This is a genomic window from Streptomyces nitrosporeus (genome assembly GCF_008704555.1).
Classification (GTDB): Bacteria; Actinomycetota; Actinomycetes; order Streptomycetales; family Streptomycetaceae; genus Streptomyces; species Streptomyces nitrosporeus.
Map to the genome: position 1 here is coordinate 7,275,880 of NZ_CP023702.1, position 23,769 is coordinate 7,299,648.

The 23,769-nt window shown below is 73.4% G+C and carries 17 protein-coding genes and 1 pseudogene; 15 read left to right on the forward strand and 3 right to left on the reverse strand.

Annotation, left to right across the window (positions count from 1 at the left end; translation table 11 throughout):
* Positions 1 to 268: 268 nt before the first annotated feature.
* The 10 genes from fdh to CP967_RS32470 all read left to right on the forward strand — a co-directional run bounded on the left by fdh (position 269) and on the right by CP967_RS32470 (position 14,100).
* Positions 269 to 3,541, forward strand: a complete 3,273-nt coding sequence (fdh, locus tag CP967_RS32425) for a formate dehydrogenase (protein WP_150491383.1) — start codon at positions 269 to 271, stop codon at positions 3,539 to 3,541.
* The gene (locus CP967_RS32430) at positions 3,538 to 4,458 is read left to right on the forward strand and encodes a 4Fe-4S dicluster domain-containing protein (RefSeq protein WP_150491384.1); all 921 of its coding nucleotides are present in this window, start codon (positions 3,538 to 3,540) and stop codon (positions 4,456 to 4,458) included. The genes fdh and CP967_RS32430 overlap by 4 nt, the downstream gene beginning before the upstream one ends.
* The gene (gene nrfD, locus CP967_RS32435; RefSeq protein WP_150491385.1) at positions 4,455 to 5,372 is read left to right on the forward strand and encodes an NrfD/PsrC family molybdoenzyme membrane anchor subunit; all 918 of its coding nucleotides are present in this window, start codon (positions 4,455 to 4,457) and stop codon (positions 5,370 to 5,372) included. Before CP967_RS32430 ends, nrfD begins: the two co-directional genes overlap by 4 nt.
* Before the next feature lie 12 nt (positions 5,373 to 5,384).
* Positions 5,385 to 5,777, forward strand: a complete 393-nt coding sequence (locus CP967_RS32440; RefSeq protein WP_150491386.1) for a hypothetical protein — start codon at positions 5,385 to 5,387, stop codon at positions 5,775 to 5,777.
* A gap of 40 nt (positions 5,778 to 5,817) precedes the next feature.
* A complete protein-coding gene (locus CP967_RS32445) occupies positions 5,818 to 6,387 on the forward strand; it encodes a (2Fe-2S)-binding protein (protein WP_150491387.1) in 570 nt (189 codons plus the stop codon).
* Positions 6,384 to 7,382 (forward strand): FAD binding domain-containing protein, encoded by a 999-nt coding sequence (locus CP967_RS32450; RefSeq protein WP_150491388.1) that lies wholly within the window; start codon positions 6,384 to 6,386, stop codon positions 7,380 to 7,382. Before CP967_RS32445 ends, CP967_RS32450 begins: the two co-directional genes overlap by 4 nt.
* A gap of 35 nt (positions 7,383 to 7,417) precedes the next feature.
* Positions 7,418 to 9,514, forward strand: a complete 2,097-nt coding sequence (locus CP967_RS32455; protein WP_150491389.1) for a xanthine dehydrogenase family protein molybdopterin-binding subunit — start codon at positions 7,418 to 7,420, stop codon at positions 9,512 to 9,514.
* A 150-nt stretch (positions 9,515 to 9,664) separates the two neighbouring features.
* Positions 9,665 to 10,126 (forward strand): ATP-binding protein, encoded by a 462-nt coding sequence (locus CP967_RS32460; RefSeq protein WP_150491390.1) that lies wholly within the window; start codon positions 9,665 to 9,667, stop codon positions 10,124 to 10,126.
* A gap of 137 nt (positions 10,127 to 10,263) precedes the next feature.
* Positions 10,264 to 11,667: an NADP-dependent succinic semialdehyde dehydrogenase gene (locus CP967_RS32465; RefSeq protein ID WP_150491391.1), complete on the forward strand. Its 1,404-nt coding sequence runs from the start codon at positions 10,264 to 10,266 to the stop codon at positions 11,665 to 11,667.
* A 45-nt stretch (positions 11,668 to 11,712) separates the two neighbouring features.
* Positions 11,713 to 14,100: a phosphoketolase family protein gene (locus CP967_RS32470; protein ID WP_150491392.1), complete on the forward strand. Its 2,388-nt coding sequence runs from the start codon at positions 11,713 to 11,715 to the stop codon at positions 14,098 to 14,100.
* Between the two features lie 120 nt (positions 14,101 to 14,220).
* On the opposite strand, the gene CP967_RS32475 is transcribed toward CP967_RS32470, so the two are convergent.
* Entirely contained in the window at positions 14,221 to 15,336 is a 1,116-nt protein-coding gene (locus CP967_RS32475; RefSeq protein WP_150491393.1) for a baeRF3 domain-containing protein, read from the reverse strand.
* Positions 15,337 to 15,585: 249 nt separating this feature from the next.
* Positions 15,586 to 16,395 carry an endonuclease I family protein gene (locus CP967_RS32480; protein WP_150491394.1) on the reverse strand — a complete coding sequence of 270 codons (810 nt, stop codon included), beginning with the start codon at positions 16,393 to 16,395 and terminating at the stop codon, positions 15,586 to 15,588.
* A gap of 235 nt (positions 16,396 to 16,630) precedes the next feature.
* Here CP967_RS32480 and CP967_RS32485 point away from each other — a divergent pair, with 235 nt between their 5' ends.
* From CP967_RS32485 to CP967_RS32500, 4 genes are all read left to right on the forward strand, one after another.
* The gene (locus CP967_RS32485; protein WP_150491395.1) at positions 16,631 to 16,843 is read left to right on the forward strand and encodes a hypothetical protein; all 213 of its coding nucleotides are present in this window, start codon (positions 16,631 to 16,633) and stop codon (positions 16,841 to 16,843) included.
* A gap of 89 nt (positions 16,844 to 16,932) precedes the next feature.
* Positions 16,933 to 18,090: a methyltransferase gene (locus CP967_RS32490; RefSeq protein WP_150491396.1), complete on the forward strand. Its 1,158-nt coding sequence runs from the start codon at positions 16,933 to 16,935 to the stop codon at positions 18,088 to 18,090.
* A gap of 98 nt (positions 18,091 to 18,188) precedes the next feature.
* Positions 18,189 to 19,076 (forward strand): oxygenase MpaB family protein, encoded by an 888-nt coding sequence (locus tag CP967_RS32495; protein ID WP_150491397.1) that lies wholly within the window; start codon positions 18,189 to 18,191, stop codon positions 19,074 to 19,076.
* 27 nt (positions 19,077 to 19,103) lie between these two features.
* The gene (locus tag CP967_RS32500; protein ID WP_150491398.1) at positions 19,104 to 21,332 is read left to right on the forward strand and encodes a serine/threonine-protein kinase; all 2,229 of its coding nucleotides are present in this window, start codon (positions 19,104 to 19,106) and stop codon (positions 21,330 to 21,332) included.
* A 63-nt stretch (positions 21,333 to 21,395) separates the two neighbouring features.
* Here the strand turns inward: CP967_RS32500 and CP967_RS32505 are convergent.
* A pseudogene (locus CP967_RS32505) lies at positions 21,396 to 22,003 on the reverse strand (DinB family protein).
* Between the two features lie 134 nt (positions 22,004 to 22,137).
* Here CP967_RS32505 and CP967_RS32510 point away from each other — a divergent pair.
* Positions 22,138 to 23,712, forward strand: a complete 1,575-nt coding sequence (locus CP967_RS32510; protein ID WP_150491399.1) for a phytoene desaturase family protein — start codon at positions 22,138 to 22,140, stop codon at positions 23,710 to 23,712.
* Positions 23,713 to 23,769: the final 57 nt, after the last annotated feature.

Genomic DNA, 23,769 nt, shown 5'->3' on the forward strand with positions numbered 1-23,769 from the left:
TACACGAGGACGACCGGAAGGCGCTCCCCGCGTCCGTCACGGACCGGCCGCCGCGAAGGAGCCCGGTCCCGCTTCCCGGGCGGCCCCCCATCGCCTCCGCCCGAGGACGCCGTCCCGGCACCGCCCGTACCCCGGATTCCATCGGCGTCACCCGGGTAGACGGCCCGCCGGGACGTCCGTCCAACACGGCACCCGTTCTCGTGTCGCCGTCACGCGGCCACCGGGCGAGCCTGGAGTGGATCCCCGGACCGCTGGAGGAGGAACCCCGATGGGACCGCACAATCCGCTCGGCCGCTGGCCCGCCTACCGCCAGCTGACCGGCGCAGATCCCCTGGGCAGAGGCCACGCGGCCATGTCACCGGCCACCCGGGAACTGCGCCCGCGCACCGCGACCGCGGACCGCGTCGTCAAGTCGGTCTGCCCGTACTGCGCGGTCGGCTGCGGCCAGCAGGTGTACGTCAAGGACGACCGCGTCGTCCAGATCGAGGGCGACCCCGACTCACCCGTCAGCCGGGGCCGCCTCTGCCCCAAGGGGTCGGCGACCCTGCAGCTGACCACCGGATCCGCCCGCCGCCACCAGGTGCTCTACCGGCGCCCGTACGGCACCGACTGGGAGCCGCTCGACCTGGAGACGGCCATGGACATGGTGGCCGACCGGGTCGTCGAGACCCGGCGGAGGACCTGGCAGTGGGAGCACGAGGGGGTGCGCACGGCGCGCACCATGGGCATCGCCTCCCTCGGCGGAGCCACCCTCGACAACGAGGAGAACTACCTGATCAAGAAGCTCTTCACCGGGCTCGGCGTCGTGCAGGTGGAGAACCAGGCACGGGTCTGCCACAGCTCCACCGTGGCGGGCCTGGGCACCTCGTTCGGACGGGGCGGCGCGACCACCTTCATGCAGGACCTGCAGCACGCGGACTGCATCGTCATCCAGGGATCGAACTTCGCCGAGGCCCACCCGGTCGGCTTCCAATGGGTCATGGAGGCGAAGGCGCGGGGCGCCCGCGTCATCCATGTGGACCCGCGCTTCACCCGTACGAGTGCGGTGTCCGACCTCTTCGTACCCATCCGGGCCGGCAGCGACATCGCCTTCCTCGGCGGCATCATCAACCACGTCCTCACCGAGGAGAAGGACTTCCGCTCGTACGTACTCCACTACACCAACGCCGCCAACCTGGTCACGGACGACTTCCAGGACACCGAGGACCTCGACGGCGTCTTCTCCGGACTGGACGAGGAACGCCGCCACTACGACCCCGAGACCTGGCAGTACCGGGACTCCGAGGTCCAGGCGCCGGCCGGGGACGTCGACGAGCTGTACGACCGCCGCACCGAGGACGCGGACGAGCAGGACAGCATCCGGTCCGCCGCCGAGTCCGAGACCCACGGCTCCGGAGGCCCGAAGGCCGCCGCATGGCCGCCGCGCGACGAGACGCTGCAGGACCCCCGGTGCGTCTACCAGATCCTCAAACGCCACTACGCCCGCTACACGCCCGAGATGGTCGAGCGGATCTGCGGCATCGGACGCGAGACGTTCCTGGAGGTCTGCGACGCGCTGACCTCGAACTCCGGCCCCGACCGCACCAGCGCCTTCGCCTACGCGGTGGGCTGGACCCAGCACTCCACCGGCTCCCAGTGCATCCGCGCCGCGAGCATCCTCCAGCTGCTCCTGGGCAACATCGGCCGGCCCGGCGGCGGCATCCAGGCACTGCGCGGCCACGCCTCGATCCAGGGGTCCAGCGACATCCCCACCCTGTTCAACCTGCTGCCCGGCTACCTCCCCATGCCCCACGCCCACGCCCACGAGAACCTGGACGCCTTCATCCGGGCCAGCCGCACGGGCAAGGGCTTCTGGGGCAACATGCGGGCCTACTTCATCAGCCTGCTGAAGGCCTACTACGGGGACGCCGCGACGGCCGGCAACGACTTCTGCTTCGACCACCTGCCCCGGCTGACGGGCTCCCACGGCACCTACGAGACAGTCATGGCCCAGCTCGACGGGGAGTGCAAGGGCTACTTCCTGATGGGCGAGAACCCCGCCGTGGGATCCGCCAACGCGCGGCTCCAGCGCATGGGCATGGCCCAGCTCGAATGGCTGGTGGTCCGCGACTTCTCGCTCATCGAATCGGCCACCTGGTGGAAGGACGGCCCGGAGACCGGGACCGGTGAGATGAGGACCGAGGACATCGGGACCGAGGTCTTCTTCTTCCCCGCGGCCTCCCACACCGAGAAGTCCGGCTCCTTCACCAACACCAACCGCTGGCTGCAGTGGCACCACGCGGCGGTCGAACCGGAGGGCGACGCGCGCAGCGACCTCTGGTTCACCTACCACCTGGGCCGCCGCGTCAAGGAACGGCTCGCGGCGTCCACCGACCCGATGGACCGGGCCGTGCAGGACCTCACCTGGGACTACCCCCTCGAAGGCCCGCTGCGGGAACCCGTCGCGGCGTCCGTCCTGGCCGAGATCAACGGCCACGGCCCGGACGGGGCGCCCCTCTCGGCGTACACCGAACTCAAGGACGACGGGTCCACCCGGTGCGGGTGCTGGATCTACTGCGGGGTGTACGCGGACGGCGTCAACCAGGCCGCCCGCCGCAAGCCCCACACCGAACAGGACTGGGTCGCGGCGGAATGGGGGTGGGCCTGGCCCGCCAACCGGCGCATCCTCTACAACCGCGCTTCGGCCGCCCCCGACGGGAAACCGTGGAGCGAGCGCAAGGCGTACATCTGGTGGGACGACACCGGGAAGCGGTGGACCGGCCACGACGTACCGGACTTCGTCCCCGACCGGCCCCCCGGCCATGTGCCCCCGCCCGGCGCCGCCGGGCCCGACGCGCTGCGCGGGGACGACCCGTTCATCATGCAGGCCGATGGCAAGGGCTGGCTGTACGCCCCCGCGGGCCTGGAGGACGGCCCGCTGCCCACCCACTACGAGCCGCAGGACTCGCCGTTCGGCAACGCCCTGTACCCGTCCCGCTCCCGTTCGCCGGTACGGCAGCTGCACCCGCGCGAGGGCAACCGCTACCACCCGAGCGGGGACGAACCGGGGGCCGGCGTCTACCCGTACATCGTCACCACCCACCGGCTGACCGAGCACTTCACCGCGGGCGGGATGAGCCGCTGGTCGCCCTACCTCTCCGAACTCCAGCCGGAGTTCTTCTGCGAGGTGTCGCCCCAGCTCGCCGCCGAACGCGGCCTGGAGCACGGCGGCTGGGCCACGATCGTCACCGCGCGCAACGCCGTCGAGGCCCGGGTGGCGGTGACGCGCCGCATCACCCCGCTCACCGTCCACGGCCGGACCGTGCACCAGATCGGGCTGCCCTTCCACTGGGGGCCCAACGGGGTCTCCACCGGCGACGCCGCCAACGAACTGGTCGCCATCGCACTCGACCCCAACGGCCTGATCCAGGAGGACAAGGCGCTCACCGCCGACATCCGCCCCGGCCGCAGGCCCCGGGGCCCCGCGCTCCCCGCACTCGTCGCGGAGTACCGCAGGCGGGCGGGCGTCACGGAGACGACCGGAACACAGGAGGCACCGTGAGGGACGACCTGTTCACCGGGCCCGAACCCGACCCGGCACGGGACGCCGGCCACCAGGACGCCCCGCCGCGCGTCGGCTTCTTCACCGACACCTCGGTCTGCATCGGCTGCAAGGCGTGCGAGGTCGCCTGCAAGGAGTGGAACGCCGTCCCCGAGGACGGGATGACCCTGACCGGGATGTCGTACGACAACACCGGCGGACTCGGCGCCTCCACCTGGCGGCACGTCGCCTTCGTCGAACAGCCCGTACCGGAGGGACGCACCCGGCTGCCGCTCCTCGGACCGGACGGCGCGCCGGGCGGGGAACCGGACGGCGCGCCCGGCGGGTCCGACGTGCGGTGGCTGATGTCCTCCGACGTGTGCAAGCACTGCACGCACGCCGCCTGCCTGGACGTCTGCCCCACCGGATCGCTCTTCCGCACGGAGTTCGGCACCGTCGTCGTGCAGGAGGACATCTGCAACGGCTGCGGGGTCTGTGTACCCGCCTGCCCCTACGGGGTGATCGAACAACGCCCCGGGGACGGCCGGGCCTTCAAGTGCACGCTCTGCTACGACCGGCTGGGCGCCGGGCAGGAACCCGCCTGCGCCAAGGCATGCCCCACCGAGTCCATCCAGTTCGGGCCGCTCGACGAACTGCGCGAACGCGCGGCCCTGCGGGTGGAGCAGCTGCACGGAGCCGGGATCACCGAGGCCCGGCTCTACGGACACGAACCGGACGACGGGGTGGGCGGGGACGGGGCCTTCTTCCTCCTCCTGGACGAACCCGAGGTCTACGGGCTGCCCCCGGACCCCGTCGTCACCACCCGCGACCTGGGCGCCATGTGGCGCCACGCGGGCACGGCCGCGCTGTCGCTCGCCGCGGGGGCGGCCGTGTCCTTCGCCGTTCCCGCTCTCCTCCGGACGAAAGGACGACGATGAGTCCCGGCCCGTGCGACCCCCGCACCGACTCCTACTACGGCCGCCCGGTCGTCAAGGCACCGTCCTGGGCCCCCCGGGACATCGCCGGGTACTTCTTCCTCGGCGGACTGGCGGGAGCCGGGTCCGTCCTGGCCGCGGGTGCCCAGCTGACCGGCCGCACCACGACCGCCCACGCGATGAAGATCTCCTCACTGGCGGCCGTCGGCCTGTCCGCCGCCGCCCTCGTCCACGACCTCGGCAGGCCCTCGCGCTTCCCGCACATGCTGCGCGTCTTCAAACCGACCTCCCCGATGAGCATGGGGTCCTGGCTGCTGGCCGCCTACGGCCCCGCCGCCGGGGCCGCCGCCGCCGCGGCCGTCACCGGACGGCTGCCGAGGACGGGGGCGGCGGCCACCGCGGCGGCCGCACTGCTCGGCCCCGCCCTCGCCACCTACACAGCCGTCCTCGCCGCCGACACGGCCGTACCTGCCTGGCACGGCGCCCACCGCGAACTGCCCTATCTCTTCGCGGCGTCGGCGACCGCCGCGGCCTCCGGCATGGCGCTAGTGACCGGGCCCCTCGGCGAGAACGCCCCGGCCCGGTACGCGGCCGTGCTCGCGGCCGTCGCGGACGACACCGCCGTCCGGGCCGCCGAGCGCCGGCTGGGTTCCGTGGCGGTCACCTACCGCGACGGGCGGGCCGGGAAGCTGATGCGAGCGGCCCGTGCCCTCACCGCGGCCGGCGCCGCAGGGGCCGTCCTGCTCGGCCACCGCAGCCGCACCGCCGCCGCCGGTGCCGGACTCGCCCTGCTCGCGGGTTCCGCCTGCACCCGCTTCGGGGTCTTCCACGCCGGAATCGCCTCCGCGCAGGACCCCGCCCACACCGTCGGCCCGCAGCGCGAGGCCCTGCGGCGCCGCACGGCGCACTCCCAGTGAAAGGAAACCGGTGTGAACAACCCCGACACACACGCACAGGAACACCAGGAGAGCAACGAGGTCGTGGTGGAGGTGACCGGCTGTCCGAAGGAGGACGCGCGGACCGTGTTCGACGCGCTGTGCCGCTCCTTCGCCTCCGACCGGCCCGCGGACGACGTCCCCGAGGACGCCTCCACGACCCGGCCGACCGTATGGACGGTCACCGTCGACGTGTCCCGGACCGGCCCCGGAGGGGAGCCCGGGCGGCTCTCCGGACCCGTCACCGCCGAGGTCCAGGGCGGCTACCGGGCCGTGGACCGGCTCCGTCTGGGCCTCGCGGAGTCCTTCGCGGTCAAGGTCGTGGGCACCGCGTCCGGGGACCAGGAGCAGGAGGTCCGGCTGCGGCTGGAGAACCTCGGCGACTGACACGCCCCCGTACGAACCGACCCCCGGAAGGCACGCACCGATGGAAACCCCCCGCACGAAGGGCGGACCGGACGCCGGACAGCCGGCCTCCGACGAACACTCCACCCTCACCCTGTACGTCAACGGCACCGAGCGGACCCTGACCCTCGACCACCGCACCACCCTGCTGGACACCCTGCGGGAGCACCTCGGGCTCACCGGCGCCAAGAAGGGCTGCGACCACGGCCAGTGCGGCTCCTGCACCGTGCTCGTCGACGGCCGCCGCGCCAACAGCTGCCTGCTCCTCGCCGTGGCCCAGGACGGCGCCCGCGTCACCACGGCTGAAGGACTCGCCGACGGCGGCCGGCCGCACCCCTTGCAGGAGGCGTTCCTCGAACGGGACGCCCTGCAGTGCGGCTACTGCACCCCGGGGCAGATCTGCTCGGCGGCCGGAATGATCACCGAGGCCGCCGACGGCTTCCCCTCCCACGTCACCCCGCCCGGCGCCCCCGCGGAGGGCGCGCCCGCCGCCCTCGACGCGGACGAGGTCCGCGAACGCATGAGCGGCAACCTCTGCCGTTGCGGCGCCTATCCCCGCATCGTCGAAGCGATCCTGGACGTGGCCCTGTGAAACCCTTCGCCTACCTCAGGCCCGGCTCCGTCGCGGACGCCGTCCGGGCGAGCACCGACCACCCCGGGGCGCGGTTCCTGGGCGGCGGCACCAACCTCGTCGACCTGATGAAGCTCGGCGTGGAGACCCCCGGCCTCCTCATCGACGTCAGCAGGCTCCCACTGGACCGGGTGACCCCCACACCGCAGGGCGGCCTCCTGATCGGCGCGACCGTACGCAACAGCGATCTGGCCGCCCACCCCGCCGTGCGCGGCGGCTACCCGGTGCTCTCGCAGGCCCTGCTGGCCGGCGCCTCCGGACAACTGCGCAACAGCGCCACCACCGGCGGGAACCTGCTCCAGCGCACCCGCTGCACGTACTTCCAGGACACCTCCAAACCCTGCAACAAACGGCTCCCGGGCTCGGGCTGCCCGGCCCGCGAGGGCGTCCACCGCGACCTCGCCGTACTCGGCCACTCGCCCGCGTGCGTGGCGACCCACCCCTCCGACATGGCCGTCGCGCTGGCCGCCCTCGACGCCACCGTGCGGGTGCACGGCCCGGAGGGCGAACGCACCGTACCGGTCACCGGCCTCCACCGGCTGCCCGGCGACAGCCCCGAACGGGACACCGTCCTGGAACCCGGCGAACTGATCACCGGCGTCGAGCTGCCGCCGCCCCCCGACGGAGCCCTCTCGCTGTACCGCAAGGCCCGCGACCGCGCCTCGTACGCCTTCGCCCTGGCGTCCGTCGCCGCCGTCCTCACCGTCCGCGACGGCCGGATCGGCCACGCGTCCCTCGCCTACGGAGGGCTCGCCCACCGGCCGTGGCGGGCACACGCCGCGGAGGACGTACTGCGCGGCGCACCCGCGACCGAGGACACCTTCGCACGGGCGGCGGACGCCGGGCTCGCCGCCGCCGAACCCCTGCGCGACAACGGCTTCAAGGTCACCCTCGCCCGCAACCTGACGGCCGGGGCCCTGGCCGAGCTCACCGCACGGGCGGCGTCCGCCCCCTGAGCGCGGCCCGCCCCCACGAACCGAGGACCACCGCCATGAGCCACACCCCCCAGCCGCTGGGCGCCCCCCTCGTCCGCCGGGAGGGCCGGGAGAAGGTCACCGGCACCGCCCGTTACGCCGCGGAGCACCACCCGCCCGGCCTCCTGTACGGCTGGATCGTCCCCGCGACCGTCCCGAGCGGCCGCGTCACCGCCATCCGCACCTCCCGCGCCCTCGCCCTGCCCGGCGTGCACACCGTGCTCACCCACGAGAACGCGCCACGGCTCGGACAGGCCGACGACCCGGTGCTCCGCGTCCTCCAGGACGCCCGGGTCCCGCACCGGGGCTGGCCCGTCGCCCTGGTCGTCGCCGGGACCCTGGAAGCGGCCAGGGCCGGGGCCGACGCCGTCCACGTCACCTACGGGACCTCCCCGCACGACGTCGTGCTCACCGGAGACCACCCGGGCCTGTACACACCCGAGAAGGCCAACGGCGGCTACCCGGCGGTCCGGACGCGCGGTGACGCGGAGGCGGCCCTCGCCGCCGCGCCCGTCGGCATCGACGCCACGTACACACTCGGCGCCCTGCACAACCACCCGATGGAACCGCACGCCTCGACCGCCCGGTGGGACGACGGGCACCTGACGGTCCACGACTCCAGCCAGGGTTCCACCACGGTCCGCGACAGCCTCTGCCAGGCATTCGGGCTCGGGGAGGACCACGTCACCGTGGTCTCCGAACACGTCGGCGGCGGGTTCGGCTCCAAGGGCACCCCCCGCCCGCAGGTGGTCCTCGCCGTCATGGCGGCCCGCCACACCGGCCGGCCCGTCCAGGTCTCCGTACCCCGGCGGCACATGGCGGCACTGGTCGGACACCGCGCGCCGACCGTGCAGCGCGTCCGCCTCGGAGCCGACCGCGACGGAGTGCTCCGCGCCGTCTCCCACGAGATCGCCACCCACACCTCGCGGATCAAGGAGTTCGTCGAACAGGCCGCCGTCCCGGCCCGCGTCATGTACGCCTCGCCCCACAGCCGCACCGTCCACCGGGTGGCCCCGCTCGACGTCCCCAGCCCCTCCTGGATGCGCGCCCCGGGCGAATGCCCCGGGATGTACGCCCTGGAATCGGCCATGGACGAACTGGCCTGCGCCCTGGGGACGGACCCCGTCGAACTGCGGCTGCGCAACGAACCGGTGGCCGAACCCGACAGCGGACGCCCCTTCAGCAGCCGGGGCCTGGCCGCCTGCCTCACCGAGGGCGCCCGGCGCTTCGGCTGGTACGACAGGGACCCGCGCCCCGCCGTCCGCCAGGAGGGCGGGCAGCTGATCGGCACCGGCGTCGCCTCGGCCACCTACCCGGTGCTCCTGTCGCCCTCCACCGCCTCCGTGCACGCCGCGCCCGACGGTTCGTACACCGTCCGGGTGAACGCCACCGACATCGGTACCGGCGCCCGGACCGTGCTCGCCCAGATCGCGGCCGCGGCGCTGGAGACGGACCAGGAGAAGGTGACGGTCGAGATCGGCAGCAGCGACCTGCCCGCGGGCTCCGTCGCCGGCGGCTCCTCCGGTACGGCCTCCTGGGGGACGGCCGTGCACAAGGCGGCCACCGCCCTGGTGCGGCGACTGGCGGAACACGGCGGCACCGTACCGCCCGGAGGCATCACCGCCACCGCCGGCACCGAGGAGGAGGCGGGCCGGGAGCAGCCGTACGCCCAGCACGCCTTCGGCGCCCACTTCGCGGAGGTGGCGGTCGACTCCCTCACCGGCGAGGTACGGGTGCGCCGGATGCTCGGGGTGTTCGCCGCCGGGCGCATCCTCAACGCCCGGACCGCGCGCTCCCAGTTCATCGGGGGCATGGTCATGGGGCTCGGCATGGCCCTCACCGAAGGCAGCACCATGGACCCCGGATTCGGCGACTTCGCCGAGCGGGACCTCGCCTCCTACCACATCCCGACCTGCGCCGACGTGACGGACCTGGAGGCGCACTGGATCGAGGAGGACGACCCCCACCTCAACCCCATGGGCAGCAAGGGCATCGGAGAGATCGGCATCGTCGGCTCCGCGGCGGCCGTCGGCAACGCCGTCCGGCACGCCACCGGCGCCCGGCTGCGCTCTCTGCCGATCACCCCGGACACCCTGCTGCCCTATCTGCCGTGACCGGCGGCCCGGCGCCCAGCGGTTGCGCAACCGGCCCCCTCGGGTCACCCTGATGAGTGACCCAGAAGTGATCATTGCTCACACTTCGTGTTCGGGGGTCGTTGGTTCAACGAGGTGAAGAGTGGGCCCTCGCGGTGAGGAGCCTCGACGATGACCGATCCACTCGACCGGCGTTACCAGGTCGAACTGCAGGTGTCGGCGGAGCGTGTTCCGCAGCTGCGGCGCATCGTCGCCGCGCATCTGCGCCACTGGAGTCTCGAACCGCACGTCCGGCCGGTGTGCCGGGCCGCGGAGGAACTCCTGACGAACGTCCGGCGGCACGTCGGCGAGACCAGCCGGTGTGTCGTCGAACTCCGCTGGACCGGCCGCCACCTGACGGTGTCCGTGGCCGACGACGACGCCCGCATGCCCCGGCTGCTCGACGGCGGTGGCGGCGGCCTCAGCCGCGTCATGGCCCTGAGCGACAGCTGGGGCACCTGCCGTACCCCCGACGGCAAGGTCGTGTGGTTCACGCGCTACGCCGAGGCTCCGCGCACCACCGGCCTCCTGCCGCGTACGCCGCTCCCCGGCGGCCTGACGGCCCGGAGCCGGCCCCTCGCAGAACTCGTGTGACCCCCGCCCGGCCGACGCGGACGGCGTGCCACGGCACGCATGATCCGCACCGGCCGGGTACATGTGCGGCACGGGCCGCGTCGCAGGGCACCGGGTGGCGCGGCACGGCCGAGGAACCGACACGAAGGAGAGGCGCCATGCCCATCGCGACGGTCAACCCCGCGAACGGGGAAACGCTCAGGACGTTCGACGCGCTGGACGAACAGGAGATCGACCGGAGGATCTCCGCGGCGCACCGGGCGTTCCGCGTCCACCGCACCACCGGCTTCGCCGAACGGGCCCGTCTGCTGAACCGGGCCGCCGACCTCCTCGACGAGGACCGCGAGGACATCGCCCGCACCATGACCCTGGAGATGGGCAAGCCCCTCGGGGCCGCCCGCGCGGAGGCCGCCAAGTGCGCCAAGGCGATGCGCTGGTACGCGGCCCACGCGGAGCACCTGCTCGCCGACGAGTACCCCGACGAGGCGGACGTGAAGGACTCCGGGGCGGCCCGGGCCTGTGTGCGCTACCGCCCGCTGGGCCCCGTCCTGGCCGTGATGCCGTGGAACTTCCCGCTCTGGCAGGTGATGCGGTTCGCCGCCCCCGCGCTCATGGCCGGCAACACCGGCCTGCTCAAACACGCCTCGAACGTCCCGCAGACCGCCCTGTACCTGGAGGACCTGTTCAGCAGGGCCGGCTACCCCGAGGGATGCTTCCAGACGCTGCTGATCGGATCGGGAGCGGTCGAGGCGGTGCTGCGGGACCCCAGGGTCGTCGCGGCGACCCTCACCGGCAGCGAGCCCGCCGGCCGCTCGGTCGCCTCCGTCGCCGGTGACGAGATCAAGAAGACCGTCCTCGAACTCGGCGGCAGCGACCCCTTCCTCGTCCTGCCGTCCGCCGACGTCGCCGGGGCGGCCAGGACCGCCGTGACCGCGCGCACGCAGAACAACGGACAGTCCTGCATCGCGGCCAAACGGTTCATCGTCCACACCGACGTGTACGACGAGTTCGCCGAACGGTTCACCGCCGGCATGCGCGCGCTGACCGTCGGCGACCCGATGGAGGACTCCACCGAGGTGGGCCCGCTCTCCAGCGAACGAGGCCGCGCCGACCTGGAGGAACTGGTCGACGACGCCGTCCGCCGGGGCGCCACGGTGCTCTGCGGGGGCGGCCGCCCCGAGCACCTGGACGGGGGACTCGAACGCGGCTGGTTCTACACGCCGACCGTCCTCACCGGCATCACCCCCGCCATGCGCATCCACCGCGAGGAGACGTTCGGACCGGTCGCGACGCTCTACCGCGTCACCGGCCTGGACGAGGCGGTGGAGCTCGCCAACGACACCTCCTTCGGCCTCAGTTCCAACGTCTGGACCCGCGACGAGGAGGAGATGGACCGCTGCGTACGCGACCTGGAGGCGGGCGGGGTCTTCTTCAACGGCATGACCGCGTCCCACCCCGCCCTGCCGTTCGGCGGTGTGAAGCGCTCCGGCTACGGGCGCGAACTGGCGGACCACGGCATCCGCGAGTTCTGCAACACCACCACCGTCTGGTACGGCCCCTAGAGGTCCGAATCCCCCTTTCCCGGCCGGACCTCCGAGGAGACGCCCATGACCAGCACCCCCCGCACGCCCCCGGCGGACGTGCTCTCCGCCGCCGAGGTCGCGGACCTCGACGCCCACTGGCGGGCCGCCAACTACCTGTCCGTGGGCCAGATCTACCTGATGGCCAACCCCCTCCTGACCGAACCCCTCGCGCCGGAGCACATCAAGCCGCGCCTGCTGGGCCACTGGGGCACCTCGCCCGGACTGAACCTGGTGCACACCCACCTCAACCGGGTGATCAAGGCGCGCGGCCTGAGCGCGCTCTGCGTCTGGGGGCCCGGCCACGGCGGCCCCGCCGTGCTCGCCAACTCCTGGCTGGAGGGCAGCTACTCCGAGACGTACCCCGGCATCGGCCGCGACGCCGCCGGGATGGGCGCGCTGTTCAAGCAGTTCTCCTTCCCCGGCGGCGTCCCCAGCCACGTCGCCCCCGAGACACCCGGCTCCATCCACGAAGGCGGTGAACTGGGGTACGCGCTCACCCACGCCTACGGTGCGGCCTTCGACCACCCGGACCTGGTGGTGGCCTGCGTGATCGGCGACGGCGAGGCCGAGACGGGGCCGCTCGCGGCGTCCTGGCACTCGAACAAGTTCCTCGACCCCGTCCACGACGGCGCGGTCCTGCCGATCCTCCACCTCAACGGCTACAAGATCGCGAACCCGACGGTGCTCGCCCGGCTGCCCGAGGACGAACTCGACGCCCTGCTGCGCGGCTACGGACACGACCCGCTCCATGTCGAGGGCGACGAGCCCGAGGCCGTGCACCGCGCGCTGGCCGCGGCCCTCGACCTCGCACTCGACCGGATCGCCGCCGTCCGGCGGGCGGCCCGCGAGGACGGTGTGACCGAACGCCCCCGCTGGCCGCTGATCGTGCTCCGTACCCCCAAGGGCTGGACCGGGCCGAAGGAGGTCGACGGGCTCCCCGTCGAAGGGACCTGGCGCGCCCACCAGGTCCCGCTGCCCGGCGTCCGGGACGACCCGGACCATCTGCGCGCACTGGAGGCGTGGATGCGCTCCTACCGGCCGGAGGAACTCTTCGACCCCTCGGGCCGGCCCACCGCACAGGTCCTCAGGTACGTCCCCGAGGGACCCGCCCGGCTCGGCGCGACGCCGTACGCCAACGGCGGGCTCCTCCTGAGGGACCTGCCCCTGCCGCCCCTGGAGGACCACGCCGTGCCCATCGACCGGCCCGGCACCGCCCTGCACGAGCCGACCCGCGTCCTCGGCGGCCTGCTCGAAGAGGTCATGGCGGCCACCGCCGGACGCAGGGACTTCCGGGTCGTGGGCCCCGACGAGACCGCCTCCAACCGCCTCGACGCGCTGTACGAGGCCACCGGCAAGGCATGGCAGGCCAGGACGCTCCCCACGGACGAACACCTCTCCCGCGACGGCCGCGTGATGGAGGTGCTCTCCGAACACCTCTGCCAGGGCTGGCTGGAGGGCTACCTGCTGACCGGACGGCACGGTCTGTTCTCCTCCTACGAGGCCTTCGCCCACATCGTCGACTCGATGGTCAACCAGCACATCAAGTGGCTGCGTACCTCGCGCCGGCTCCCCTGGCGCAGGCCCATCGCCTCACTGAACTACCTGCTCACCTCGCACGTCTGGCGCCAGGACCACAACGGCTTCTCCCACCAGGACCCCGGTTTCGTCGACCACGTCCTCAACAAGTCGCCCGAGGTGGTGCGCGTCTACCTGCCGCCGGACGCCAACACCCTGCTGGTCACCGCCGGGCACGTCCTCGCCAGCCGCGACTACGTCAACGTGGTCGTCGCCGGGAAGCAGCCGGGCTTCGACTGGCTCACCCTCGACCAGGCGCGCGCCCACTGCGCGCGGGGGGCCGGGGCGTGGGAGTGGGCCGGCACCGAGGACGGCGGCCGCGAGCCCGACGTCGTGCTCGCCTGCGCCGGGGACGTCCCCACCCTGGAGACGCTGGCCGCCGCGAGCCTGCTGCGGCACCATCTGCCGGAACTGGCCGTCCGGGTGGTGAACGTGGTGGACATGACACGGCTGCTGCCGCACGGGGAGCACCCCCACGGGATGCCCGACGCGGAGTACGACGCCCTGTTCACCCGGGACAAGCCCGTGATCTTCGCCTACCACGGCTACCCGTGGCTGGTGCACCGGCTCGCCTACCGGCGGGCCGGCCACCCGCATCTGCACGTGCGCGGCTACAAGGAGGAGGGGACCACCACCACACCCTTCGACATGGTGGTCCGCAACGACCTGGACCGCTACCGGCTGGTCATGGACGTCATCGACCGGGTGCCCGGACTGGGCGTACGGGCCGTCGCCCTGCGCCAGGCGATGGCGGACGTCCGCACCCGCCACCACGACTGGATCCGGGAACACGGCACGGACCTGCCCGAGGTGGCCGACTGGTCCTGGGACGGCTGAGGCACCGTCACGGAAGAAGGGGCCGGCCCGCCCCGGTGCGCGGGCCGGCCCCGGTGCGTCCGGCGTTCCGTGATCCGCGGCCGGGGCGCCGCCCCGCGGCCCGGCGCGCCTTCGGAACCGTCAGAAGCGCAGGACGGCCGCCACGCGTCCGTGGTCGGCGAGCGAGTCGTCGGCGACGAACACCGCCTCACCGCCGTTGTCCAGCACCGTCTCGATGAGCTCGTCCACGATGTCCTCGCGGACCTCCTCGTCCCCCGGAGCGACGTCCGCCGGATCCACGGCCACCAGATGCCCCTCGGTGACCCTGACCGTCCGCTGGAAGTGCTCCTCGACCGCGACGAGTCCCACCCGCCCCTCCTTCGCGGCCGCCCAGACCTCGTCCAGGCCGCCCGCGAAGGTCTTCGCACCGCGTGCGGCGTCGAGCCGGTCCCGTACGGCTGCGGCCCCCTGCGCGCGCCAGTCCTCCAGTGCGGTCTCCAGCTCGCGGGACAGCTCCGCCGCGGTCGTCTCCGCGGTGGTCCCCTTCGCGACCTTGCAGGCAGCGGTCCGGGCGCACTCGCCGACGTCCTCCAGCAGGGAGAGCGCCTGCGGCAGACCGATGAGGAACAGCGGACGGGGATCGGCGGCCAGCACTCCGCGCAGCCTCTCGTCGACCGTGCGGAAGAAGCTGCGGGTGTCCTCGCTGACGTAGATGCTCGGCGCGTCTCCGCTGCGGGCCTGGCGCTCCGGGTCGAAGTTCTCGTGCGGAGGGCTCAGCGGGAAGCCCCGCCCCTTCTCCTCACGCAGCCCCTCGACCGTGCCGGACCACAGCGCCGCGTGCTCGGCGGAGAAGTTCAGCACCCAGAACAGCTGCGCTCCCGCCTTGGCCGCGACCAGGTTGCGCGTGAGGTAGGAGTCGCTGAGGACCACACGCTCCGGCGCGGTGCGGGGCAGCCGCCAGATCTGGTACTCGTCCGCGTCGGCCAGGACGACCAGGGACTCCAGGGCGCGGCGCTGGTCGACGTCGGTGACCGCGCGTTCCAGCTGGGCCTTCACGGCGTCCCCGGCCTCCCGGCTCACCCGGGGGTCGGCGTCCAGCCGGTTGCCGGCCTCCGCCACCAGGTTGCGCAGCCGTACCGCGTCCTGGGCGTTGTCGGGGGCCCGGCGGTGGGTCGGCATCGTCAGGGACAGGGCCGGATAGGGCCGGGTCGCCCGAAGTCTCTGCAGCGTGCCGGCGGTCAGGGCGTCCGTATCCATGTTCCCTCCGGAGGGCTCGGGGTTCGCGGAGCCGGGACCGCTCCGTGGCGGAGCGGACGGCTCGACGTGTCAATTCATACCTTTTGATCCTAATATGGGCGAATTATTCTCTTGTTCCTGCCGGGCGCTGCCATCGTCGCCGCCGCCGGGGCGCGGGAGGTCTTCGGGCGCGACGCGGAGTGACCGCACGCGCCACGGGGCCGGGGAGCGGGGCATCGCCCCGGCACCCCGGCCCCGTGCCGTGTCCGTCTACCAGATCGCCTCGACCCATTCCGGGTGGTCTATGAACGGGTTCCGGTTGTGCTGGAACCGGTCGAATATGACCTGGTTGCGGTTCTTCTCGAAGCTGTCCGGCGGGTCCTCCTGGTTCCACTGCTTCAGGACCGACAGCCGGCCGATGTACGGAGCGGACCCGTTGCCCACCCTGTCGTTCGGTTCCAGGTCGGCGAAGGCGTCGTCGCCCTCGTACCGGACGGCCATGTAGAGGATCATGCGGGCGACGTCGCCCTTGACCGCGTCGCGGGGCTCGAAGGAGTCGCCGTCGGTGTAGTTGCCGGGAGCGCCCGCCACGGCGCTCCCGCCGTTGTCGAAGTCCTTGTTGCCGCGGACCGAGTTGACCTGGACGTCCGTCGGCCGCAGATGGTGGATGTCGGTGCCGGGACCGGTCGCGGTGCCGAAGCCGCCGTGCGACTTGGCCCAGACGTGTTCCCGGTTCCAGTCGCCGACGTTGCCGCCGTTGTCGTTCTTCGACTGCGAGCGGCCGGTGTACAGGAGGATCACGCTGGAGGGGTCGGAGGGATCCTCGTCGGTGGCCTTGAGGGCGTCCCAGACCTGGGAGTAGGAGAGCTTCGTCTGGTCGCTGACGATGGTGTGCAGCGAGCTCTTGAGCGCGGCGCCGGTCCTGCCGAGCGCGTCCCGGTAGTAGGTGTCGTCGAGGGCGGCGGCGGAGTTCCCGGCGGTCGCGGCGGCCGGCGCGGCGGCCGCGAGGCCGGTGAGCACGGCGACCGAGGCGATGGCCGCCAGCAGTGGACGCGCGTAGATACGGCGGTGGACGGACATGGGGGTGTCCTCTCCGGGCAGGGGGCGGTCCGCTCCGCCGCCACCGGGGTGCGTGGGGGAGCGGTGCCGGGGGGCGGTCTGTGGTCTGCCGGGAGCTTGGCACACGCGGAGTACCGGTCGTGTGAACGTTGCGTATTCATCATGTGCAAGTCAAGTGACGCCTTCCGGCGGTCCCGGCCTCGGATGCAGGGAAGCCGTTCCGGCGCGAGAATTACCGCAAGGACGAGGAGGCGGTATGAGCGAAGAGTCCGAATCCACATCCGTATCCGGGCGGAGCGGCCCGGGGGGCACCCCCGACCGTCTGCTGCACACCGGCGGAAGCGAACAGCCCTCCGCGGAGGACCTGGTTCTCGCGTCGGGACGGGATCTGACCCCGGAAAATCTCGCGTGGGCCGAGCGCAGGCTGGCCCAGGAGGGCAGGACGGCCGTCGACAAACGGCTCCCGTGAGACCGGAGCCGCCCTCAGCGGCCCGTGCGGGACGGCCGGGGCGGGGAGCGTGCGTGACGCTCCCCGCCCTCGGCTAGCCTGGACGCGATATGAACCGTTTGACGACGTCCGCGGGCGAACTCGGCCTCGCACGCTTCCCCGAGAACCCCCGCGACCCGCTCCGTGCGTGGGACGCGGCCGACGAGTACCTGCTGCGGCGGCTGGACGGCGCGGACGGCGGTGACCCGGTCGCCGTCACGGGCACCGTCGCCGTGGTCGGCGACCGCTGGGGAGCCCTCGCCACGGCGCTGGCCGGGCACCGCCCCGTACAGATCACGGACTCCTACCTCGGGCAGCGGGCCACCTCCGCCAACCTCGCGCGCAACGGCATCGGCCCGGACGCGGTACGGATGCTCTCGGCGCGCGACACCCCGCCGGAGCGGATCGACCTCCTGCTCGTACGGGTGCCGAAGAGCCTCGCGCTGCTGGAGGACCAGCTGCACCGGCTGGCCCCGGCCGTGCACGCGGGGACCGTCGTGATCGGCACCGGCATGGTGAAGGAGATCCACACCTCCACCCTCCAGCTCTTCGAACGGCTCATCGGCCCCACCCGCACCTCGCTCGCGGTGAAGAAGGCCAGGCTCATCCTCTGCACCCCCGACCCTTCGCTGCCGCGCACCCCGAGCCCCTGGCCCCACCGCTACGAGCTGCCCGGGGACATCGGCGTCATGGCGGGCCGGACCGTCACCAACCACGCGGGCATCTTCTGCGCCGAGCGGCTGGACATCGGCACCCGGTTCTTCCTGGGCCACCTGCCCGCCCGTACCGGACCCGACCGCGTCGTGGACCTCGGCTGCGGCAACGGCGTCGTGGGCACCGCCGCCGCGCTGGCCAACCCCGGGGCCGCGCTCACCTTCATAGACGAGTCGTACCAGGCCCTCGCCTCCGCGGAGGAGACCTTCCGCGCCAACACGCCCGCCGGCGCCGAGGCACGCTTCGTGGCCGGCGACGCGATGACGGACGTACCCCCCGGGAGCGTCGACCTGGTCCTCAGCAACCCGCCCTTCCACTCGCACCAGGCGGTCACCGACGCCACCGCCCGCAGCATGTTCCACGGAGCCCGCGCCGCGCTGCGCCCCGGCGGTGAGCTGTGGGTGGTCGGCAACAGGCACCTCGGTTACCACACCCAGCTGCGGCGGATCTTCGGCAACTGCGCCACCGTGGCCGGCGACCCGAAGTTCGTCGTCCTGCGGGCCGTCCGGCGCTGAGCGGCCGCGGCCTACGCGCACCGCCGCCGCGCAGCCATACTGGGGGCGACGGCCCTCCGGGCCCCGCCGTTCCATCCCCGAGCGGAAGGCACGAGCCGATGAGCCACGCCGATCCGGGCCTGTTCGGACCCCGGTCCGTCACCTGGCAGCTGCACGCCGACCCCATGATGTGGGTCGCCGGCGTACGCGCCCTCTACCTCCAGGCCCTGCACCCGCGAGCCGTACGCGGCGTCATGGAGAACTCCGACTTCCGCGAGGACGCCTGGGGGCGGCTGATGCGCACGGCCGGTTTCGTCGGCACCCTCACCTACGGCACCACGGCCGCCGCCGAGAAGTACGGCGCACGGGTACGCGGCATCCACCGCCGGCTGAAGGCCACCGACCCGGACACCGGCGAGACCTACGGCGTCGACGAACCCGGCCTGCTGCTCTGGGTGCACTGCGCCGAGGCCGACTCCTACCTCCAGGTCCTGCGCCGCTCCGGCTACCCGCTCACCGACGCCCAGGCCGACCGCTATCTGGACGAACAGCGTGTGTCCGCGCGCCTGGTCGGCCTCGACCCGTCCGGGGTCCCCGCCACCACCGGGGCGATGCGGGCCTACTTCGCCGGGGTCCGCCCGCGACTCGCCGCCGGGGCGGACGCCCGGGAGGTCGACGACTTCCTGCACGACCCGCCCGTGCACGTTCTGCTGGCACCCGCACGGGCACTGCTGTGGCGGCGGGTGGCGGAACTCGCCTACGACTCGCTGCCCCCGTACGCCCACGCCCTGTACGGCAGGCCCGCACCGCCCCCGGCGGCCGTCGACCGCCGTCTGCGCGCCACCGGAAGGACGCTGCGCGCCGTCCCCGCACGTCTGCGGTGGTCCCTGCCGCCGGGGCACGTCCTGGGAGCGATGCGCCGGCTCGGCCCGGGCAGCCGCCCCTCCCCGCACGGGCCGCCCGGACCGGCCGCCATACTGGACGGGCCGGGGAGGGCGCGGGAGTAGGCGACACGACGGGGGCGACTGCGGGAGATGGCGGACACCAGGCTGATCCAGAGCCGGTACCGGCTGCTCGATCTGATCGGACGCGGCGGCATGGGAGAGGTGTGGCGGGCCCGCGACGAATCCCTGGGCCGCCAGGTCGCGGTCAAGTGCCTCAAACCGCTCGGCCCCCAGCAGGACCGGTCCTTCACCCGCGTCCTGCGTGAACGCTTCCGCCGGGAGGCGCGGGTGGCCGCCTCCCTCCAGCACCGGGGCGTCACCGTCGTCCACGACTTCGGGGAGTCGGAGGGGGTGCTGTACCTGGTCATGGAGCTGCTGGAGGGGCGCAACCTCAGCCAGCTCCTGGAGGACAACGCCCAGCACCCGCTGCCGGTGCCCGACGTGGTCGACATCGCCGAACAGGTCGCCGACGCCCTCGGCTACACCCACCAGCAGGGCATCGTGCACCGCGACCTCAAGCCCGCCAACATCATGCGGCTCGCCGACGGCACGGTGAAGATCTGCGACTTCGGGATCGCCCGGCTCGGCCACGACATCGGCTTCACCTCACGCCTCACCGGCACCGGCATCGCCATGGGCACCCCGCACTACATGTCGCCCGAGCAGATCAGCGGCGGCGAGGTCGACCACCGGAGCGACCTCTACTCGCTGGGCTGCGTGCTGTACGAGATCGCCACCGGCGTGCCCCCGTTCGACCAGGACGACGCCTGGGCCGTCCTCGTCGGACACCGGGACACCGTGCCCGAACCGCCGCGCGCCCACCGGGCCGAACTGCCCGGCTTCTTCGACCGCGTCGTCCTCGACCTGCTCGCCAAGAAGCCCGACGCGCGCCCCGCCGACGCGGGCGACCTGCGGCAGCGCATCGCCGTCGGCCGGACCGGCGGCCGGCCCCTGCTCCCCACCACCGGCCGGGTCGTCCTCGCCCCGCCCGTCCCCGTGCCGCACCCCGCGGTGGGCGAACCCCGGCTCCCCGGGTGGACACGCGGCATGACCACCGGTCACAAGGCGGCCGGGGCCGCGCCGGCGGCAGCGGAACCGGCCGACCCCTCGGCCGGGCTCACCGGGTCCTGGACGACCGGCACCCGGACGGCCGGTATCGGCACCGGCCCGGCCGCGCCCGAACCGCCGGCCGTCCTCGCCGGCCGGCACAGCGCCGGCCTCAACCTGGCGCGGCTGGGCCACTGGGCTGAGGCCGGCGAGGTCCACCGGTCGGTCGCCGCCGCACGTGAGCGGACCCTGGGCCCCGACCATCCCGACACCCTGGCCAGCCGGTACGAGGTGGGGTTCACCCTCAGCCGTACGGGACACGCCGCCGAGGCACTGCGCGAGTTCGGCCGGGTGGCCGAAGGCCGCGAACGCGTCCTGGGACCCGACCACCCGGAGACGCTGGCGGCCCGGCAGGAGACGGCGTACGTCCTGGGCCAGCTCGGCCGGCACTTCGAGGCCCACCAGGTGTACGCCGTGGTGCTCGCGTCCCGGGAGCGCACCATGGGCCCCGACCACCCGGACACCCTGCGCTGCCGCCACAACCTGGCCTTCAACCTCAGCCGGCTGGGCCGCCTGGAGGACTCGTACCGGATGGCCCGCGAGGTGGCCGCCGCGCGCACCCGGCTGCTCGGCGCCACGCACCCCGACACCCTGGTCACCCTGTACGAAGTCGCGTACACACTGGGGCAGATGGACCGCTGGGCGGAGGCCCTGCAGACCTACCGGGAGGTCGCGGCGGCCCGTGCCGCGGTGCTCGGTGCCGACCACCCCGACACCCTGGCCGCCCGCTACGAGACCGGCATCAGCCTCGGCAGACTGGGCCGCAGCGCCGAAGCGCTGGAGCTGTACCGCGCGCTCACCGAGGACCGCACCCGGGTCAGCGGCCCCGAAGACCCCGAGACCCTGCGCGCCCGGCACGGCCTCGGCGTCAACCTCGGACGGCTGGCCCGCTGGGAGGAGGCGCTGGCCGAGGCCCGCGAGGTGTGCGTACTGCGTGAACGCGTCCTGGGTCCCGGCCACCCCGACACCCTCGTCAGCAGACGGGAGGTGGCCGTCGGCCTCGGCTGGCTCGGCCGCTGGGCCGAGGCCCTCACCCATTACCGGGCGGTCGCCGAAGCCAGGGAACGGGTGCTGGGCCCCGGCCACCCGGACACCCTCGCCGCCCGCAACGACGAGGCGCACTGCCTGGAGCAGCTCGGACGCGACGCGGAGGCGGTCGAACTGTACCGGCGCGTCGCGTCGTTGCGCGCGCGGCCGGGGACAGGCGACTGACGTAGCGTCAAGTTTTCTGCGGAGGCGGAAGCGGAAGAGCCGGCCCGGCGGCGGGACGGCCCCTCAGGCGCGGGCCCGGTAGAGATCGCGGAGCAGGGCGATCTCGGCCCCGTGGTGCAGCACTTCCTGGTTCACCCACCACACCGTGGAGAGGAACGGGTCCTCCGGATCGCTGCCGTACGGATAGGAGCAGTACCCCACGGTGTCGAGCGCGCTGTCGTCGGCCCCGAGCAGGACCGCCCGCCAGGCGCCGGCCCCCGCCTCGAAGGCCGCGACCGCGCCGGCGGCGTCACCGGCGGTCCGGTAGTCCTCCCGGGTCGGAGAGCGGCTCCCGCCGGTGTGGTCGGCGTGCGGCGTCAGCAGCTCGGCGAGGTGGCTCAGACGCCGGGCCAAGGTGGTGAACGGAGGTGGGGACGGATGGGGAAGGCCGCCGTGTCACGGCCCCACTCGCCCGCCCCGGACAGCGAGGACGCGCCCGGCCCCGGACCCCCAAAACGGCGGCGGACCGACCAGCACCCGGGGACCGGCTCCCGGAAGAACTCCTCGTCCGTCAAGGCGGGCACGGGTACATCCGTTCCGTTGCCGCTGTCGGCGGACGGACCCGTGATCCGTTTCACCAGCCGTTCGCAGGACCGGTCAAGCAGCGGGGCCGGCCGTGCGGGCGCCGTCATGGTTCTCCAGGGGCCGGGGAGAGGATCATCCGTACGAACCCTCCCACAGCGCCCGCGCGTTCCGTACCGGTTTCCGGGGCGCGGCGGTGCCACGCGGCCTGGCCGCTCCCGGGCCCGCCGTGTTACCAAGGGGCATGTCCGCAGCAGAGACCCCCTCACCCGGCAGGCCCGCGCACGGCGGCTACGACGTGGTGGTCGTCGGAGGCGGCCACAACGGCCTGGTGGCCGCCGCCTACCTCGCCCGCGCCGGCCGGTCCGTCCTCGTCCTGGAACGCCTCGCCCGCACCGGCGGCGCGGCGGTCTCCACCCGGACGTTCCGGGGCGTCGACGCCCGGCTCTCCCGCTACTCCTACCTCGTCTCGCTGTTCCCGCGGAAGATCGTCGACGACCTCGGCCTCGGCTTCACCGTGCGCAGGCGCACCGTCTCCTCGTACACACCCGCCCTGCGGAACGGCCGGCCCGGCGGACTGCTGGCCGGGGGGCCGGGGACCAGGGAATCCTTCGCCCGGCTCACCGGCGGCGAGAGGGAGTACGAGTCCTGGCTGCGGTTCCACGCGATGACCCGGCGGGTCGCCGGGCGGGTCTTCCCGACGCTCACCGAACCCCTGCCCGGCCGCGACGCGCTGCGGGCCCGCGTCGACGACCCCGACGCCTGGCGCGCGCTGTTCGAGGAGCCCCTGGGAGCCGCCGTGGAGGAGTACTTCACCGACGACCTGGTACGCGGAGTGGTGCTCACCGACGGGCTGATCGGTACATTCGCCGACGCCCACGACCCGTCGCTGATCCAGAACCGCTGTTTCCTCTACCACGTGATCGGCGGCTCCACTGGCGACTGGGACGTCCCCGTCGGAGGGATGGGCGCGCTCACGGACGCCCTGGCCGGCGCCGCACGTACGGCGGGGGCCGAGGTCCGGGTGCTCCACGAGGCGACCCGTATCGACACCGACGGGACCCGGGCCGAGGTCACCGTGCGCTCGGAGTACGGCGAGCAGGTGATCGGTGCCCGGCAGGTCCTGGTCAACGCCTCACCGCACACCCTGTCCGCGCTGCTCGGCGAGGAACCGCCCGCCCCGGCCGAGGGCTCCCAGCTCAAGGTGAACATGCTGCTCACCCGGCTGCCGAAGCTGCGGGACCGGTCCGTCGACCCGCGGGACGCGTTCGCCGGCACCTTCCATGTGGCGGAAGGGTACGCGCAGTTGGCACAGGCGTACCGGGAGGCTGCGGCGGGCCGGCTGCCCGCCGTGCCACCGTCGGAGATCTACTGCCATTCCCTGACCGATCCGTCCGTCCTCGCCCCCGATCTGGCGGCCCGCGGCTACCAGACCCTCACCCTGTTCGGTCTGCACACCCCCGCCCGGCTCTTCGCCGAGGACAACGAGACGGCCCGCACGGCCCTGGTGGAGGCGGCCTTCGCACAGCTCGACGCCCATCTGGAGGAGCCGCTCGCCGACTGCCTGGCCCTCGACGGCGACGGCCGCCCGTGTGTCGAGGCGAAGTCGCCGCTCGACCTCGAACGCGAACTCGGCCTGCCCGGCGGCCACATCTTCCACGGCGACCTCTCCTTCCCCCACGGCACCGGGACGAGCGGGCGGTGGGGCGTGGAGAGCGCACACGCCAATGTGCTGCTCTGCGGCGCGGGGGCGGTGCGGGGCGGCGGGGTCAGCGGGGTGCCGGGCCACAACGCGGCGATGGCGGTACTCGGCCGCTGACCGGGCGCCCGCCGTGCGGGCCCCGGCCGTGACCACGGCGCGCCGCACCGCCCGGCC